The sequence below is a fragment of the Pseudomonas sp. 2FE genome, assembly GCF_005503735.1.
GTDB lineage: Bacteria > Pseudomonadota > Gammaproteobacteria > Pseudomonadales > Pseudomonadaceae > Aquipseudomonas.
Genome location: NZ_SCMO01000009.1, coordinates 99,456 through 115,857, shown reverse-complemented (window position 1 = coordinate 115,857; position 16,402 = coordinate 99,456). Strand labels below are relative to the sequence as shown.

The 16,402-nt window shown below is 51.8% G+C and carries 9 protein-coding genes; 2 read left to right on the top strand and 7 right to left on the bottom strand.

The features are described 5' to 3' along the window. Positions 1-145 precede the first annotated feature (145 nt). From FFS12_RS14575 to FFS12_RS14545, 7 genes are read right to left on the bottom strand one after another with little or no spacing between them, the layout of a single operon-like run. Positions 146-1,168 carry a UvrD-helicase domain-containing protein gene (locus FFS12_RS14575; RefSeq protein WP_137887658.1) on the bottom strand — a complete coding sequence of 341 codons (1,023 nt, stop codon included), beginning with the start codon at positions 1,166-1,168 and terminating at the stop codon, positions 146-148. Further along, positions 1,153-2,724, bottom strand: coding sequence for an ATP-dependent endonuclease (locus FFS12_RS14570; RefSeq protein ID WP_137887656.1), 1,572 nt, complete (start codon positions 2,722-2,724; stop codon positions 1,153-1,155). The genes FFS12_RS14575 and FFS12_RS14570 overlap by 16 nt, the downstream gene beginning before the upstream one ends. Before the next feature lie 20 nt (positions 2,725-2,744). Next, positions 2,745-5,765 carry a type III restriction-modification system endonuclease gene (locus FFS12_RS14565; RefSeq protein ID WP_137887654.1) on the bottom strand — a complete coding sequence of 1,007 codons (3,021 nt, stop codon included), beginning with the start codon at positions 5,763-5,765 and terminating at the stop codon, positions 2,745-2,747. A 12-nt stretch (positions 5,766-5,777) separates the two neighbouring features. Further along, positions 5,778-7,784 carry a site-specific DNA-methyltransferase gene (locus FFS12_RS14560; RefSeq protein ID WP_218568984.1) on the bottom strand — a complete coding sequence of 669 codons (2,007 nt, stop codon included), beginning with the start codon at positions 7,782-7,784 and terminating at the stop codon, positions 5,778-5,780. After that, complete coding sequence (locus FFS12_RS14555) at positions 7,784-8,563, bottom strand: DUF4391 domain-containing protein (protein WP_137887652.1); 780 nt, start codon at positions 8,561-8,563, stop codon at positions 7,784-7,786. Before FFS12_RS14555 ends, FFS12_RS14560 begins: the two co-directional genes overlap by 1 nt. Positions 8,564-8,577: 14 nt before the next feature. Continuing rightward, complete coding sequence (locus FFS12_RS14550) at positions 8,578-11,787, bottom strand: helicase-related protein (RefSeq protein ID WP_137887650.1); 3,210 nt, start codon at positions 11,785-11,787, stop codon at positions 8,578-8,580. 17 nt (positions 11,788-11,804) lie between these two features. Beyond that, positions 11,805-12,053: a helix-turn-helix domain-containing protein gene (locus FFS12_RS14545; RefSeq protein WP_372239467.1), complete on the bottom strand. Its 249-nt coding sequence runs from the start codon at positions 12,051-12,053 to the stop codon at positions 11,805-11,807. Positions 12,054-12,331: 278 nt separating this feature from the next. Here FFS12_RS14545 and FFS12_RS14540 point away from each other — a divergent pair, with 278 nt between their 5' ends. Together FFS12_RS14540 and FFS12_RS14535 are read left to right on the top strand one after the other, a co-directional pair. Then, a complete protein-coding gene (locus tag FFS12_RS14540) occupies positions 12,332-14,065 on the top strand; it encodes a DUF4942 domain-containing protein (RefSeq protein WP_137887648.1) in 1,734 nt (577 codons plus the stop codon). Between the two features lie 88 nt (positions 14,066-14,153). Then, the gene (locus FFS12_RS14535; protein WP_137887647.1) at positions 14,154-16,289 is read left to right on the top strand and encodes a hypothetical protein; all 2,136 of its coding nucleotides are present in this window, start codon (positions 14,154-14,156) and stop codon (positions 16,287-16,289) included. Positions 16,290-16,402: the final 113 nt, after the last annotated feature.

The window sequence follows — 16,402 nt, the reverse complement described above, 5'->3', positions numbered from 1 at the left end:
TATAGCAAAGCTGGGCTTGATCTTTCACGCGGAAATGCACTAGCCGGATGCGAGCGGATGCAGTCTTCAGGGGGATGAACTGGCTTCCGCTCATCGTAGCAATCTCGGGTGGCAGCTCGATAAAATGGTATAACTATTGCTGGGATCAGGGAGACTTATATTCTTTGTACAGTGTTTCCGGCACGAAATAAACATTACCCTTTGCGCGCGTCAAGGCAACATAGAACTTATTCCTAGTCTGGGGGTTGAGGTTGGTAAGATTATTGGCCTTGTAGTTTTTCAGTGTTGTAGGGTTGAGTACAATACAAACATCCTCGTATCTGTCCTCGCCCTTGGTTTCACCCCAGTTTCTAGTGTGGCCAGAGTATTTTGCTCTATCCTTATAAAATAGTTTGACTATCCCGTCCGCTGAAAAAATATCGTCAGCATCAGATTGCTCTTCAATGAACGATATTGCGGTTTCATCCGTCCTGTTTGACAGAATTTCGATACCCAGCTTATCGGAGACATAATTGCAAACCGATGGGCTGCAACGATGGCTTTTCTTTAATGTCTCTTCGTCGACCGTTACACCTATTTTTGTAAACTGCTTTTTGTAGCTGGCGAAGTCATCGTGCAAAGACCGATTAACTGCCCCGTCCCTGCTGGTATCAAACGTATGCTGGAAATAATCGCCTACGCAGATTACATTGGCATCTGCTGCGAGAATATTTTTTAAGAAGTTAAAGTCGTGCCCCGCGAAGTCCTGAACCTCATCAATGAACACATAATCAAAGTATTTTGATATGCGCTGTAAAACCTCTCCCATGACGCCTTGCTCATCGAGAAATTTAGCGAGGCGGTTGCTATAGAGGCGAAAGCCTGGATCGCGATACCTGTTAATGCCTATCGCGAATCTGTTCTTACATGGCTCAAAATTTATACCGCTTGCCCTAACTTTGTAATGCAGTGTTGGCTTGTAGCAGAACGAGTAGAGAAAATTAAAATAAGAGACGAGATATATGTTCTGAGGCAAGCATTGAAATTTTTCTGCTATCCTGGACTTTAAGTTGCTGACATTGTTTATGGTATAGGTGATTATCAGAAACCGTTTCTCGGTATCCAGTTTTTTCACGAGGTGCGTGGTTTTCCCAGAGCCGGCGACGGCCAGAATTACTGACTTATCCATTCGATAGCATCCCTGATGTATTGGGGGACTACGATTCCGTCAGCTTTGCTTTCCAAGATAGAGAACGCTGCCTCTGTTTTATTTTTGAGCATGTAATCCTGCACGGAGAGTGTTTTTCTGTTTTCCCCAAACAGTCCATCACAAAATGCCTTGTTGTCTTCATAGATGCAGATTTCGAAGGTTGATCTAGCGTTATTGGCGTCAGAAAATATTTTTATCTTTCCGTCAGCGTAGCCAGCGTAAAGATCGACACAGTTTTTCTGGTAGTCCTTGTCGTTATCGCGAATGACAGCAGTGCTTATCTCTAGCAAACGCGAGATATCCAAGAAGCGCTTAAAGCTTGTGCCGTCAACGGAAATCACATGGATATCAGACTCCTCCATGTTCTTGCCGGTGACCTTTTCTATGAAAGACTCAAGAAGGATGTACTCAGCATCTCCTTCAACGAGCACCACTTTCTTGGAAAGGATAAAGTCAAGGACGCCGTTGTCGGGTGCCTTCATAAAGTATTTGGCTGTATCGCTGGGGAGCTTTGTCATCGGCACCGGGAGGGGCGAGCTCCCGTGGAGCAGAACACAGTTTCTTAAGTCAAGCCTTGCACTGATGAGACTGCTATGGGTGGCGATGAAGAGCTGTTTGTCATCGGATTCATTAATTCTACCGATGAGTTTCTTCATGTTGACGTGGCTGAGGTGGTTTTCCGGCTCCTCAATCAAGGCTATGTCAATGCCGTTCTTGGCACCTCCAGCCTTCTTCAAGGCGAACTCGGCCTTGATGAAACATTGCTTGCCTTTACCCTTGTGCTCAATGCTGGTATCACCCTGAATTAGGGTAAGGTCAGTGAAGAGATTGGATTTTATATCGTTTTTTAAGGAGAACGAATAGTCGTCAACGCGGCCATTTAATATCCCAAGAGTATCGTTTCTGAACACTTCTTTAGCTTTTCGATATTCGTTCTGATGTTTTTGCTTTTCGGAACCTACAGCATACGCTGCATACATATCTCCGATATATTCCCTTGTGGCATGTTCGTTGTTTGCCACGGAAGTATCAATAAGGATGTGCCGAAGATATTTTTTATATCCGGAGTACCCTTCACCACTAAAGGTGCTAAACCTGACCGTGTAAAATTCGAATGGGAAGTTTTCGGGATCGCTGGCCAGTATCTCCTTTATTTCGTTACCGAGATCATCGTTGGGAAGGCACTCCATCTTAAGGCCGTCACATGCGACCTGGTCTGAATTGTTCTTTCCGTTAAGCTCGAAATTTCCTTGCTCATTAAAATAGAGCTCGGCATAAAGAGTCGGGAGATTCTCATATGTCCTTTTGGGGGAAGAGAGAAAATCCTTTACGGCCTGAGCGTTAAGAATCCTTTCTATTCCCATTGTTTCAACGCGGTTTCTGCTTCCGCTGAGAACAAGGTTGATGGCAGACAAAATTGTGCTTTTGCCTGCCTCATTCTCGCCGATGAGGATATTGAGTTTTTTGTCCAGGTCGATAGACATGGATTGGAAGCGACCAAAATTTTTCAGTTTTATTTTTTTGATGTACTTCATGTCTATCCCTGGCTGCCAAGTCAGTTCTTTTGAGCGTACTTCATCATGCCATCGACATCGACCGCACGTATGTACCGTGCCGGATTGTCGTCATTGGCGACTTCCTCAAAGTGCCTTTCACCACAGAGGATTTTTGCTCCTTCGACGTGGCGCAGGTCGCCCCACCATGTACTGCCTTTGGTTTCCACCACGAAATAGAGCTTCTCCTGGCCGCTATCATCGACGACGACGGCCCAGTCTGGGTTATAGGTGCCCAGCGGTGTTGGAATTTTGAACCAAGATGGCAGCTTCGCGTACACCTTTACGGCTTCGTTCTTTTCAAGGTCTTCGGCGAAGGTCTTCTCTATGCCAGCCGAGTCATAGACGACATGCGTATAGACAGACTTCTGCGTTTCGAGGGTATTTTTCAAATAGCCCTTCAGCTCTTCCTGCTGGAAAAGCTCCTGCGCATAGAAATGTTCGTCGCCGATTTTGCTGTATTTAATACCATCGACCAGGGCCAACCGCTTGGTGCGGTTAATGGCTTCTGACGCATAGTCGATGAACTGCTGTGGATTGCGGGCAAAGTCTTGCAGGCGACGGCTTTCAGTGAGAATTTTGACAATGCTGCTGCGCGTGAGCTGCGTCTTGTCCTGCAAATCCGTGATGATGTCGGGAAGCTCGATGTCATCTTCATGGATCGTCGTGAAAGCGGACGCGGCGGTCTCTTCTGCGGTGACCCCACCCTTGCCAATCGCAATATCAGCTTTCCGGAATTGTGCCCTGGTTTTGGTGATGGGCGGGCAGTCCAGAATAGCCTTTGCGCAATCGATAATGAGCTTGTCGTTTTTGAAATCAACCCGGTATGTGGTTTTGTACTTGATGCGCTCCCAGAGCGCCTTGAATTCTTCGCTCTGAAGAACGGCCTCGCGTGTGCGGATGATTCTGCGGTCATCCGCATTCTTGATATCGAGCTTGCCAGCGAGCTTCTTAAGAATGCCCTGGATGTCTTCTTCAGCGACATCAGCTTTGCTACCAAGCTCAGCCTTAATATCGTCCGGCAGCTTGAAACTGCCATCTTTCAGAGCAGTACGGAGGCTGTCCTGAACCTTGCCCTTCGCGTCAACAAAGCCCTCAGCTTTTAGGAATTTCCAAATCTTTTCAGATTGGCCTACGCCGAGCGGTGCCGCCTCGCCCTTGTCGTCGATTATTAGCACCGTCGCGAACTGATGCGATTCAACGATACCAAAGCGGATGCCGGTATCTTCTTCAATTTCCTTCTGAAGGTTTTCGGCAAACTCTTCATAGCTCTCGGTGGCGATGACAGTCAGCGTGTTGATGTCAGACCCGCGCAGGCGCTGCCCGTCCTGGTTGACGCAGAGACGCAAGCCCCGACCGATTGTCTGGCGGCGTTCCCGCTCCGACCCCATATCGCGCAATGCGCAAATCTGGAACACGTTCGGGTTATCCCAGCCTTCTTTCAAGGCAGAGTGAGAGAAGATGAACTTGAGCTTGGTATCAAAGCTCAATAGCTTCTCTTTCTCCTGCATAATCAGGTTATAGGCACGCTCAGAGTTATCACGACCTGCCTGGTTATTTTCCGCTGTATCGACAAGCCTTTCCTTTTTGTCGATAGAGAAATAGCCGTTATGGACTTCGGCGGCATTAGCTTCTAAATCAATTTCATTGAAGAGGCTTTGATAGTCGCTGGACTTCGCAAGCTTGGTATATTCCTCTTCAAACATCGTGGCATATTTGCCTTTGACCGCGTTGCCGTCTTCGTCGTATTGACGATAGTGCTCGACACTATCAATGAAGAAGAGACTCAAAACCTTGATAGGCTGCTTGTTGGCAGCAAAGGTCAGCTCCTTATCGAGATGCTCTTTGATCGTCCGGCGGATCATCAGGCGCTTAATTTCATCAGGGCTAACGCCGCCCATGGCGTCACCGGGGCGCAGAGTCTCGTCGATTCCCGGCGCCTTGATCTGGATGGACTCGTTGTTCTTGCCGCAAGTAATCGTGCCGATCTGCATGTTTTCGTAGATGGCACGATTAGCAATCTGCTCCAGATCGTCGCCATCTTCTACCGTCAGTGTCTCGCGGCTGATTTTCTTGCCACGCTGCACGTCGATTTCGATTTTTGCGGTGATCGAACCTTTACGGTTATGGGTGGATTCGAGCTTTATATAAGGCTTGTTGTTGCCACCCTCGATCTGGAGGGAGGCAACCTCGATCTGCTTGACCAAGCCCTGGTCATAGGCATCGACTGCATCAAGACGATAAACCATATGGTGCTTATCGACGTGCGTCGCTGAATAGCGCAGGGTACAGAGCGGGTTCATGGCATCCAGAGCCTTCTTGCCCTGTCCTTGCAGACCGCCATCAACGCTTTGCGGTTCGTCCACAATAATAATCGGGCTAGTGGCCTTGATCAGGTCGATAGGCTTTTCGCCGCCCGTATTTTCATGCTCTTTATAGAGATTGTTGACGTCCTTTTTGTTGATAGCGCCAACAGTCGTCACCATGATTTGGATATTGGAACTCGTGGCGAAACTACGCACTTGCCCAGGCTTGGATGAGTCGTACAGGAAATACTCGTAGCCTTTCGCCTTGGGATACAGGTTCTCGAAATGGTCGCGCGTAATTTCAAGCGTTTTCTTCGTGCCTTCCTTAATCGCAACAGAAGGCACGACAATTACGAACTTTGTAAAGCCGTAATTCTTATTCAGCTCAAATATCGTGCGCAGATAGACGTAAGTTTTACCTGTGCCCGTTTCCATTTCAACCGTAAAGTCGCCGCTTGCGAGATTGCCAGCAGGGCGTAGACCGTTGTCGAGCTGGATAGTATGCAAATTGTCGAGAAGTTCTTCATCGACCAGTTGCAGGCGGTTGCCAACGCCGAGTTCATTTTCCGCCAAACCAAGTGAAGCCTGCGGCCCGGACTCAGGACGATAAGTGACAGTGAACTCCGAACGTGAGATTTCCTGTCCTTTAAAAAGACTAACGACGGATGCTATCGCCGCCATCTGATAATCAAGATTGTCTTCAAAATGCAGCTTCATCAGTGACACTCCTTACAAGCTGCGAACATGGGTGATACCGTTCTGTTCCAGAATGGCGGCCATGTTGGTCTTTGCTATGTCATCACTGAATGCACTGTCACGGAAAAAGACATGCGTATCTGAAGCTGGGTTAAGCTCCTCATGCCACTTGAGAATTCCCTGGGCAATATTTTCAACATCGGCCTGGGCGATAGATTGATCAAGGCACGCAAACAACACGCCGTAGCCAATACTGTAGATTTCTTTGCCGGATACATTTTTGCTTTCGATAGGCACAGCCAGATCAATGCCGCGCTTGATCAACAGCTCATATAGGATGTCCTGCTCGGTGCGCCCCTCGATTAAATGCTCCTGGTGAGAAAGCAATGTTTGTTCGAGATCGTTGCGATCCGGATTCCAGATCTTAATATTTGAACTAGCTAGTCTAAAGGCTTTAAACCCCAAATCCCCGCTATAGCCAGGGTTTGCCTTTTTTATCTCTTCTGCTGCTCTACGAATTCGGTGCATTGCAATTTCAGCAACGGTTTTATAGCCACCTTTTAACGCGGCAGCGTTGTCTTCGCACTTTTCAGGAAGTTGGATGCCAATGAAGCGCCTTCCTTTGGGTTGCTCTAGTTCAACCTCATAAAGGGCTTGTGCTAGCGTGCCTGACCCTAAGAAAAAGTCCAAGACAATATCGTCGGCACTGGTTCCGTAATAGATGCATCTTTTCAGCAGCTCGACAGATTTTGGATATTCGAGTGGAGCGCTTGGTATCAGCTTTTTAAAAGCCCTTTTCCCTGCGTCAGTAGAAAATTCACCGCCCATCCAAATGGACTTTGGAATTGAGCCATTGGACGAAAAGTCATCTTCGTCCTCGTCAAGATCATCATCACCTTCTATAGGCGTAGATGTGGCTGTTTGAAGATAGATTCTGTAAGAAATATTCCATTTGTCATTTTTCTTGACATAGGACGCTTCTAGATTATCTAGATTATCGATTACTCTTTCCTTTCCCCATCGCCACCGTCCATCTGAACCGTCACTCTTTTTAGGAGTAATTTCGATATCGTCTTCAGAAAGCCTTTCAATAGACAACTTTCGTGTTTTCACCGAGAGGTACAGTGGGAACCACATTTTTTGACGATCTGATCGATTATCCGGGCCGCCACGCTTCCTTAAGTCTCTCAGTTTGTATTTTTTTCCATCAGAATCTATTAATTTATACTCTGCAATCTGGCTTGCGGTTAAGGGGAGCCCGCCTGAGACAAAAGAAGACTTTTTATACGAAATTATATATTCGTGAGCCATGGCAACGTTCGTTTTGTCATTTCTGCCTTTGTAGTTGGTCACGACACTGAACTGAGCGATGAAATTCTCCTCGCCAAATATCTGGTCACAAATCATCCGGAGATTTAGCGATTCCTTTTCATCAATACTAATCATAATGACGCCATCGTCTTTGAGCAGGTTTCGCGCTGCGCAAAGCCGAGGAAACATCATGTTTAGCCAGTTCGTATGTTTTCTCCCAGAGACTTCTACATCACTGGAGAACTTCACGCCCTCATCATCAATCTGGCCAGTATATTTCAAATAGGTATCCAGATTATCTTGGAACCTGTCAGGATAAATAAATTCCTTACCCGTGTTATATGGAGGGTCGATATAGATCAGCTTAACTTTGCCTGCGTAGCTTTTTTGCAAAAGCTTTAACGCTTCAAGGTTATCACCTTCGATAAATAGGTTTTTTGTAGTGTTCCAATCGACGCTCTCTTCCGGGCAGGGTAATAGTGTGCCGGTCGATGGCGTTAGTGCGATCTGGCGAGCCTTCTTTTTTCCATGCCAGTTTAGGCCGTACTTTTCTTCGCCTTCGTCAATAACACCAGCATCACCCAGAAGCTGCCGTAGCGTGTCAAAATTGACGCTACCCTCACCAAAAGCCTCAGGGAATATACTTTTAAGCTGCTCAATATTTTCGCTCACGATGTTCGCGCTTTCACCATCCTGAAGCGTCACTAAGTCCATAGCGGGCTTGTTCATCAAATGCTCTCTCTAATTTTTTCAATTACGTCATTGATCTGTTTGATCTTGGTATTCAGCTCAACCTGCCGTCCCATCTGCCGTTCTTTTTTCAGCTTATTGGCGATTTCTGTTTTTTGCAGATTGAGCTTTTCAAGCTCGCGAAGCCGTTCCAGACGGCCCTCGCTCGGTTTATTTTCTATATTGTCGGCTGCGTCCCGCTCATAGCGTCCGCTATGGGCGGCGCAATTAATAGCTATGACACGTTCAGCCAAACTTTTATAGAAACTAAGGAAATTGGCGAAGGAAAAGCTGTTGATATTGCAGTCTTCCAGGAAAGCCGCCTGCGCAGCTGTTGGTGCGGCCAGGTCTATCCAGTCCGTGTAGAGGGGATCTTCGACGACCCATTTTTCCTTATCCGCCTGGTTGATGCGCTTGTCGGAAAGACTGAGGCAAAGCTGACTTTCGTGCGTAAACAGCAGGATGAGCGGGTACGGAATCGACCGCTGCATAAAGTTCGCGATGCGCTTTAGCCGTTTGGTTGATATGAGGTCTACCCGGAGAACCGCGATTTCAGAGAAGTCGCGCTCGCTGTCAACATAGGCAGCGACGTTGATCGTGGCGGCTTTAAGGGTGTACAACCAGCGTATTTTCTCAACATCGTCCTTCAGGGCCGTTTTATCGGCGATGTCCAGCACCCCGTTTTCAAGAAAGAGCTTCTTGAAAACGGGTTTGTTCAATTCACAGGATCTGGGAATTGAAAGATGGTCAATGAAGGCTTCCAGTGTACCTGGCGTCATAGCGTATCCTTGCCTTACGGAGCGTCCGTGATGATGAGGTAGGTTACAACGGCGAAATCCTCAATGCCCTGGCTGCTGGTCGCGGTGAGCACTGTGCCTCCTCTTGTGAAGAGGCTTTGCACACCTTTCTCTTCGCTCTTGCCTGCAATGCTATCCACCGCGACGGCCAGCAGGTGCTGGTACTGTTCCATGTCGGAACCATTCCTTGTACGGTCGTTTACCTGCCCGGCTGCCTCTCTATCAACGGATGTTGCCGAGAGGCCATGCTTCTTCAGGAGGTCGAGAACCTTCTTGCTCTGCGTGAAGTTGAGCTCGACGACAGCTTCATCTGACACATAAACCAGGAAATATGGCGCAAGCGGATAGTTCTCATCCACCTGGACGGCCCGATGACCATCCCTGATGCTCTTCAGGCAGAAGATGACGCCGGGCTTGAGGCCATCGGCTTTGAGGTCTGCATCAATGGTGACGGCGGCATGAAGGCCGTTAGGTGCCTGCGCCAGCAGGTGCAAACCCTTCTTCATATAGCCTGAAAGATCCATGCGGAAGTCGTTCAGGGTTAAGTCCGTGATGGAAACGCCGCCCGCCATATCTTCCAGATCGACCACGGCATCTTTGAGCTGCTGAAGTTGCGTACGGCGATACTCCAGGTCGTTCATTTCCTGGGCGTTGGCGTCGATGACGTTTTCCTCACCCGTGGCCGAGATGTCCAGAAGCATCATGCGGCCCGCCACCCTGGCTTCAAGGTTGATGTACTCGTCCAGCTCCATATTCGGCCAGAAGTTTATGAGCTGAATTTTCGTGTTTTTCGAGCCCAGACGGTCAACGCGGCCAAAGCGCTGGATGATCCTGACCGGGTTCCAGTGAATGTCGTAGTTGACGAGCGTGTCGCAGTCTTGAAGGTTCTGTCCCTCGCTGATGCAGTCGGTAGCGATCAGCAGATCGATCTCAGCCTTGGCATCGGGATCGATCTTGCCGCGCTCTTTCGACACAGGGGAGAAAGCCGTCAGGAGATTGTTCAGATCCGAGCCCGCCCCGGCCAGGGTCGTCTTGTTGGTGCCACCACCGGTAATGAGTGCGCTGTGGATTCCGAGCTCGTCCCGCGCCCAATCGACAAGATGGGCATAGAGATACTTCGCGGTATCGGCGAAGGCGGTGAAGACGATAACCTTCTTGTTTCCGGGGTTTAATGGCTCCCGGACTTTTTTGGCAATGACCTCTTTGAGCTTTTCGAGCTTGGCATCGCGGTGTTCGTCCACGGTTTGCGCGGATTCGACGATAGAGGTCAGGAAGACTCGATCAGCCTCAAGCTCCTGCCTGAACCGGATGAGATCCATGTCCTGGAGCAGGACACGGGTTTTGTTGCCGATCATAAAAGGCTCAAGCTCGGGCGAGTCCATTTCAAAGTCGTGAATATCCTCGATATTCAGGGCTTCGATGTCGCCGCTTTCGTGAGCGTCGATCTTCTGAAGCAGCACTTCCACCTGCGCCAGAAGTTTTTGCGAGGTCAGCGTGAAGGAGTTGATCGAGCTTTCCATGCGCTTGAGCAGGTTCACGCGCATCAGGTGGATCAGGCTCTCTTCCCGGTCAACCTGTTTGAAGACGCTCTTGCCGTCGCCAACAGCGTTGTCATAGCGCCGAGCGTACTCATCCTTCTTGTCAGTCCGGACGAATTTCATGGGCGAGTAGCCCGCCAGCGAGAGCCTGCGGATCGTTTTGTTCACTTCCTTCAGCGGCGGAAATTCGTGTGTTGAATCGAGATCGGCATAGATGTTCTGTGGTGGCAGTCGCACAGGGAACTCGCCGATATCTGCCGTGCCGTAATATTTCTGAATGTGCTTGCGGGAGCGTGCAATGGTGACGATATCGAGCAGCTTGAAATAGTCGAAGCTCATCGTATCCAGCAAGGACGCCACACTGCGGTTTTCAGGCGGTTGCTTGACCCACTGGTTAAACTGTTTCTGCGCCAGGCGCAGCGTGCTTTCCACATTTTTGATGCCGACATCGCTGAAGGCGTCGTCGCGCCCCTCGGTGATGAAGGCGACCTGGTTCTTCAGGTCGTTCATGCGGTTGTTCACTGGCGTGGCGGAGAGCATCAGCACTCTGGTTTTCACGCCTGACTGGATGATGTCCTCCATCAGGCGGCTATAGCGGTTTTTGGTGCCTTTGGTGGGGTTGTTGTTGCGGAAGTTGTGCGACTCATCGATGACGATGAGGTCGTAATTTCCCCAGTTCAGGGTTTCGAGATTGATCTCGCCGGAGCTGCCCTTCGTGCGAGACAGGTCGGTATGGTTCAGGACGTCATAATTGAAGCGGTCTTGCGCAAGCAGGTTGCGCTTGTCGTTGACGGTGTAGATCGTCCAGTTATCCCGTAGCTTCTTAGGGCAAAGCACCAGCACACGGTCATTACGCAGCTCGTAGTATTTGATGACCGCTAACGCTTCAAAGGTCTTACCGAGACCAACACTGTCGGCGATGATGCAGCCGTTGTGCTTCTCCAGCTTGTCAATAGCACCCAGCACACCATCCTTCTGGAACTTGTAAAGCTTGTTCCAGACAAGGGTGTCCTTGAACCCTGTTTTTGTCTTGATGATGCTGTCTTCGTCGATGTCATCGAGGAAGTCTTTAAAAATGTTGTAGAGCGTCAGGAAATAAATGAAGTCGCCCGGCTGATCGGCGGCGATGAACTCAAGCTTCTCAAGGAGCTCATCTTTGATGTCGCGGGCTCTCGGGGCATCTGCCCAGACGGAGTTGAACCAGGTCACTAGCTGCTTGGTAGTTTCTGGCTCGTTGATGCCGGTATTCATAAGCGGGGTATCGGCCTGAACTTCGCCCAGGCCGGCGGGGGTGAAGGCAGAGCTACCGTGGATGGCAAAGCTGCCCTGGCTGCCGTCTTCCACGAGGAACATGTTCTGGGCTGCGTTGGCAGAGCGAACCTCTGCCTTGCTGGCGAGCCAATTGGCGCATTCTCTGGCGATGCGTTTCTGGTCGAGCTGGTTCACGAGGCGCAGGTCGGCATCCGACCCGATGAGCGCCTGAAGCGGTGAGCCTTCCCAGCCGGACAGCAGGAGCCTTGCGCCGTCGATGCGGGAGAGCTCCTTCCTGAGCGCTGAGAAGCCATAGATAGTGAACAGGCCTGAAAGCACGGAAAGCTTCGATCCTGCGGCGAGGTGATCGCGCAGCGTGTTCCCTACGTGGCCGTTATTTCTGTTGTCCAGTAACAAAGCTTGTCCACCCCAACTCAAGTGCGATTTTTGGTCGTTTGCTGGTCGATCCAGTCTTCTATAGCGGTTTTTCGGAACCGCCAGCTACCCCCAACCTTGAAGCCGGGGATCTTCCCATCGGCGGCAAGACGGTATGCCGTCTTCTCCGCAAGCTTCAGGTACTCGGCCACTTCCTTCAGGGTCATTATGTCTTCAGGCATTTCACCGGCCCCTATTTTGAGCTTGAGAGAATAGGGGAAAATCGGGGAACCAACAATCGTGATCATGCCCTCATGGGCGGCCCACCAACCGCAGGAATGCCGACTCTCTATGGGGTGAGTCGCTACGCATTCGCCACAAGCTCAAAACCAGACGGCAGGTTTAAGTGGGTACCAAACAACGACACAGATGCAGGCGAATAGCGGCCCAGACCTCCGTCTGAGGCAAGTAAGTTTCCCCCCGTTTCTCGGTAGTGCTCAGGTTTCGTGCCATGCTCCACCACCCGCCCGGCTTGGGATTTTCCGAGCCAGTGAGAGGCTGAAGGCATCACCAAGGAGGCGATGCCATGCAGCTTTTCGATCACAACGAACCGCAACACCAGCCGATTATTTCCGGCGACATCATTGACCAGTTTTACGCCCCCGTTCAGTTCGACACCCTGACCCTGCTGGCCAGCGACTTCGAGCGCACCAAGGCCCGCCTGATCGAGGTTCACGGCATCATCACCCAGGAGAAAGTATCTGGGGTGCTGGGTTACTTCTTCGCCGGCAACTCGACCGACAAGTACGGTCACAGCTCCTCTCTGCGCCACGACGCATCATTCACGGAAACCTTCCTCCTCGAGGGAGCGCTCAACGAGTTGACCGCAAGCTTCTGGCAGCGCGCCCTGAGTCAGACCGACCTGATGGAGTTCATGCCGCAGAACCGCCGCAGCCAGTGGAATGAGACCCTCAACGCCTGGCGAAAGCACGGCTATAAGCGCGGTGAGAATCCAGAGATGGATTTGCCGGCGTTCACCCTGGATACGCTGCGTGCGACCGTTCAGGGACTTCTGGCCCGCCGTGCTGAGTTCCTCGCTGAGCGAGTAGACGGGATCTTCCAGGCGCTTTCACGCACCCATGTGAGTAACGCTCCCGAGGGTTTCCAGAAGCGCATGATTTTGAGTCATGTGTACAGCGACTGGGGTTCCGCTTGCCACGGTCGTGAGGGCTACATCCACGATCTGCGTCTAGTAGTAGCTAAATTCATGGGCAGGGATGAACCGTGCCGAGCCACTACCGCCAAGCTGCTTGCCGTGGCGCGAGCCAATCGTGGCGAATGGATTGAGGCCGATGGCGGCAGCATCCGCATCCGCGCCTATAAAGTCGGCACTGCGCACCTTGAAGTACACCCAGAGATGGCCTGGAGACTGAATAGCATCCTAGCCTATCTGCACCCGGCAGCCATCCCGGAGAGCTTCCGCAAGCGCCCTGCTCGCGCCAAAGCGGCTGGGTTCACCAGCAAGGCGCTCTTCGATAAACCGCTGTCCAACGCCATCGCAGCGATCCTCTGCGATATGGAGACCTACACGACCTTGGAGAAAACCGGCAACTTCCGCCGGGAATTCGACCGCAAGGAGGTGAAAAACTCGCTGTCGATCAGCTACAGGTCTGGCGAAACCAGCAAGCACCTGCTGGCCGAGGTCGGCGAGATTATGGAGGCCCTTGGCGGCGTGCTCACCACCTGCTCGAAGCATGGCCGGCTGACTTACTGGCAGTTCGACTACTACCCCAACGAGCTGGTAAAAGAGGTCGCCATTCAGGGCTTCATTCCCGACCAGAAGAGCCACCAGTTCTACCCGACTCCTACCGCCGTTGGGCAGCGCTTGGTCGATTGGCTGGACATTCAGCAGGCAGACACCTGCTGCGAGCCACAAGCCGGGCAAGGCGGTATCGCTGACCTACTGCCGAAGGACCGGACGTTGTGCGTCGAGATCAGCCCGCTGCACTGCAAGATCCTGCGCGAGAAAGGCCACACCGTACACGAGGGGGATTTTCTCGCCTGGAATCCGGGCATTTGCTTCAGCGTCATCGCGATGAATCCGCCGTTCTCCGAAGGGCGCTGGCAAGAACACCTGCGGTATTCTTCCGCCTTCGTCGAGGTCGGTGGCCGGATCGGTGCAGTGCTTCCCATGTCCGCCCGCAGCCAAGCTGTTGACCTCCTCCCCGGCTTCGACCTTGAGTTCTCCGAGCCAATAGAAAATGCCTTCTCGGGCACCACCATCAGCGTGCTGCTACTGAAAGCCACCAAGCGCGCTTAACCGGCGGCAGCCTCAGGGCTGCCCTTGGGTTTCACCCGATCTGCTCGATCCTTTGTGGACGACAAATGCTTACCGAATGGGCATGACCATGAACCAACAAGTTATCCTGTCAACCCCGACGCTCGAAGAGTCTGCAATCGCCGACGACAAAAGGCTGCATTCAGGTATGTCACTGGGCGAGGTATTTTCTGTCGACCGCCATAGAAGCAACATGGAGATGGGCTTCGACGCCGAGTACATGCTTCCGCCAGCCCTTCGGCACGAAGCCTATAGCGTGAACGCTTGGAATCAATGGTATGGAAGCCAGAAAGCAGCCTTGCGAGCTGCCGAGACGCTGCTGAGCGTCCGGACTCAAGAAACCACGCCGCTGCTCAAGCGCTTGCGTGGGGTTAAACCACTGGCCTTGATGACCTCAATCCTCAACTCGTCTCCCCTGAGTAGAGCTTTTCTTTCTGGATTAAGCCCGGCGGCAAGCGCCCTGGTTAGTCCGGAATCGAGGGTCAGTCACTACATTCAATCGCAGTACGGCGAAAGGTACAGCGACGCCTGCGAGGTCTTCACGGCCGGGTCTGCCACCCTTTCTGCGAGATTGGTCGAGTATTACTGGCCGTTCATGGGGGCACTGCACGATAGAGGCGGTTACTCGCCCAATTCGTATTGGTCAATGCTGTACCTTGGCTTCATCGCTAAGAAGTTGAACGGCGACGAAAAGATGACCGCCAATGAGCGCGGTCAGGCCATGATCGCGGTCAACCTCATCTGCCGTAGCATGCAACCCCGCCTTGCTGCGTTAGTCGTCATCCACACCAAAGCATTTGCCGAGGCCTTTACCTATTCCCACAAATTCTACGGCCTGACCGCCTCGACGCTCGATCCTTCGCGTTCGATCTGGGCCCAGGTGACCGCCGAGGACGTGCAAGCAACGGCCGACTATCTGAGCATCATTGCAGGCCAATTCAAGCCAGAACCTCAGAATCACTACGAGGAAATCCTGCTACCTCTAGAGGCCTGGGCCGTTGTTAATGCCGGATACGGAAAACATCTCAAAGAGGCCTACCAAAGATTCTGCACCGAGCATGCAGCCCCGCGTTACCAGCGGCTCCGCGAGGCGTTGCAGCGCTATGGGGAGCTGCTGGAAATCAAGTTAAACCAGAAAGACTACCCGGCAGATCTGATTGGAAGGTCAGTTGATTTCAGCGACGTAGCCACCCCTGAAGAAGCGCTCATTATGCTCCGCATGCTGATGACGTTTGAAATGAAAAACTTTGATGTAGAAGCTTTCACCGCCGATGCGGATAAGCGGATGTCGAAAATCAGCGAAATCCACCAGGCAATTACTCAGCGTAGTGCGGCACCTACCGTGTCGAACATGCTCCAGATTGCCAAGCTGGCCGAGGACGCAAAGGATCAGATACTCGCGAACCGCGACTGGTTCAAGGATATGTACAACCAAAGCAAGGCCTATGTCAGTCTCTGGAGCGAATTCTACGAGCGCGTTGCAAGCGTCAAAGCCAAGAAGACTGTGCAGTCTGAGAAAGCTCACCTTGCCAAGGTGGTTGAGTCCACTGTGGTCTCAGCGTCTCCGGTGGTGACTGTTCCAAACGATCATGCGGCTGAACTAGGTCTTGCCTTGGCTGACATCGAGCACTTGTCGACCGAGCTGAGGGAGTCGAAGGCCGAGAACCACCGGCTGCGCGCAGCCGCCGGGGCCATGGCATCGAAGACTACAAGGGAAAAAAATCCGCTGGAGTGCGCCGCAGTGATCAACCGCGTGGTTATGCGCCAGAACCACAAGCCGGCGGATGTCCTGGACTACTTCGACTGTGTGGCCAAAGATCGAATCGTCGTGCTCGACAGCGCACGCCGCAGCGTGAGCGCCTATACCGCCAACTTCGACGGCACCGAACGCATGCTGGATCTGATGCACAAGCTCGTCTACGGCTATCTCGATGCGATCAACACCGGGTCACCGGATACCGTGGCCCGCAAAGCCTTCGGCCCCAAGGCGTACAGTGCCCAGGAAAGCCAGACAACCTTGAGTGATGCGCGCCTGCGAGCTATGCGCGAGTTCGCCTACGAGGGTAAAAAGCGCCTCTTCACACGGCATCTGCGGGTCGGCAACGCCACGGGCCAGGAAGGTATGCGAATCTACTTCGACATCATCGACGGGCTGGTAGTCCTGGCCTATGTCGGGCCACACTTGGAGGTCAGATCAAGCTCCTGAGTCGCTGGATCTGGTACCAATCGGGGCGGCTTCGGCCGCCCCTATCGTTTGTGACCATGACTTCGGTTGGCATTTTTTGGCGGGGTGTCATGCTGCTGCTCGTAACCCATCAT

What these genes read in the sequence shown, in the direction of transcription:
- FFS12_RS14575 (WP_137887658.1), bottom strand. Translation starts at nt 1,168, where the DNA reads ATGGATAAGTCAGTAATTCTGGCCGTCGCCGGCTCTGGGAAAACCACG.
- FFS12_RS14570 (WP_137887656.1), bottom strand. Translation starts at nt 2,724, where the DNA reads ATGAAGTACATCAAAAAAATAAAACTGAAAAATTTTGGTCGCTTCCAA.
- FFS12_RS14565 (WP_137887654.1), bottom strand. Translation starts at nt 5,765, where the DNA reads ATGAAGCTGCATTTTGAAGACAATCTTGATTATCAGATGGCGGCGATA.
- FFS12_RS14560 (WP_218568984.1), bottom strand. Translation starts at nt 7,784, where the DNA reads ATGAACAAGCCCGCTATGGACTTAGTGACGCTTCAGGATGGTGAAAGC.
- FFS12_RS14555 (WP_137887652.1), bottom strand. Translation starts at nt 8,563, where the DNA reads ATGACGCCAGGTACACTGGAAGCCTTCATTGACCATCTTTCAATTCCC.
- FFS12_RS14545 (WP_372239467.1), bottom strand. Translation starts at nt 12,053, where the DNA reads ATGATCACGATTGTTGGTTCCCCGATTTTCCCCTATTCTCTCAAGCTC.
- FFS12_RS14540 (WP_137887648.1), top strand. Translation starts at nt 12,332, where the DNA reads ATGCAGCTTTTCGATCACAACGAACCGCAACACCAGCCGATTATTTCC.
- FFS12_RS14535 (WP_137887647.1), top strand. Translation starts at nt 14,154, where the DNA reads ATGAACCAACAAGTTATCCTGTCAACCCCGACGCTCGAAGAGTCTGCA.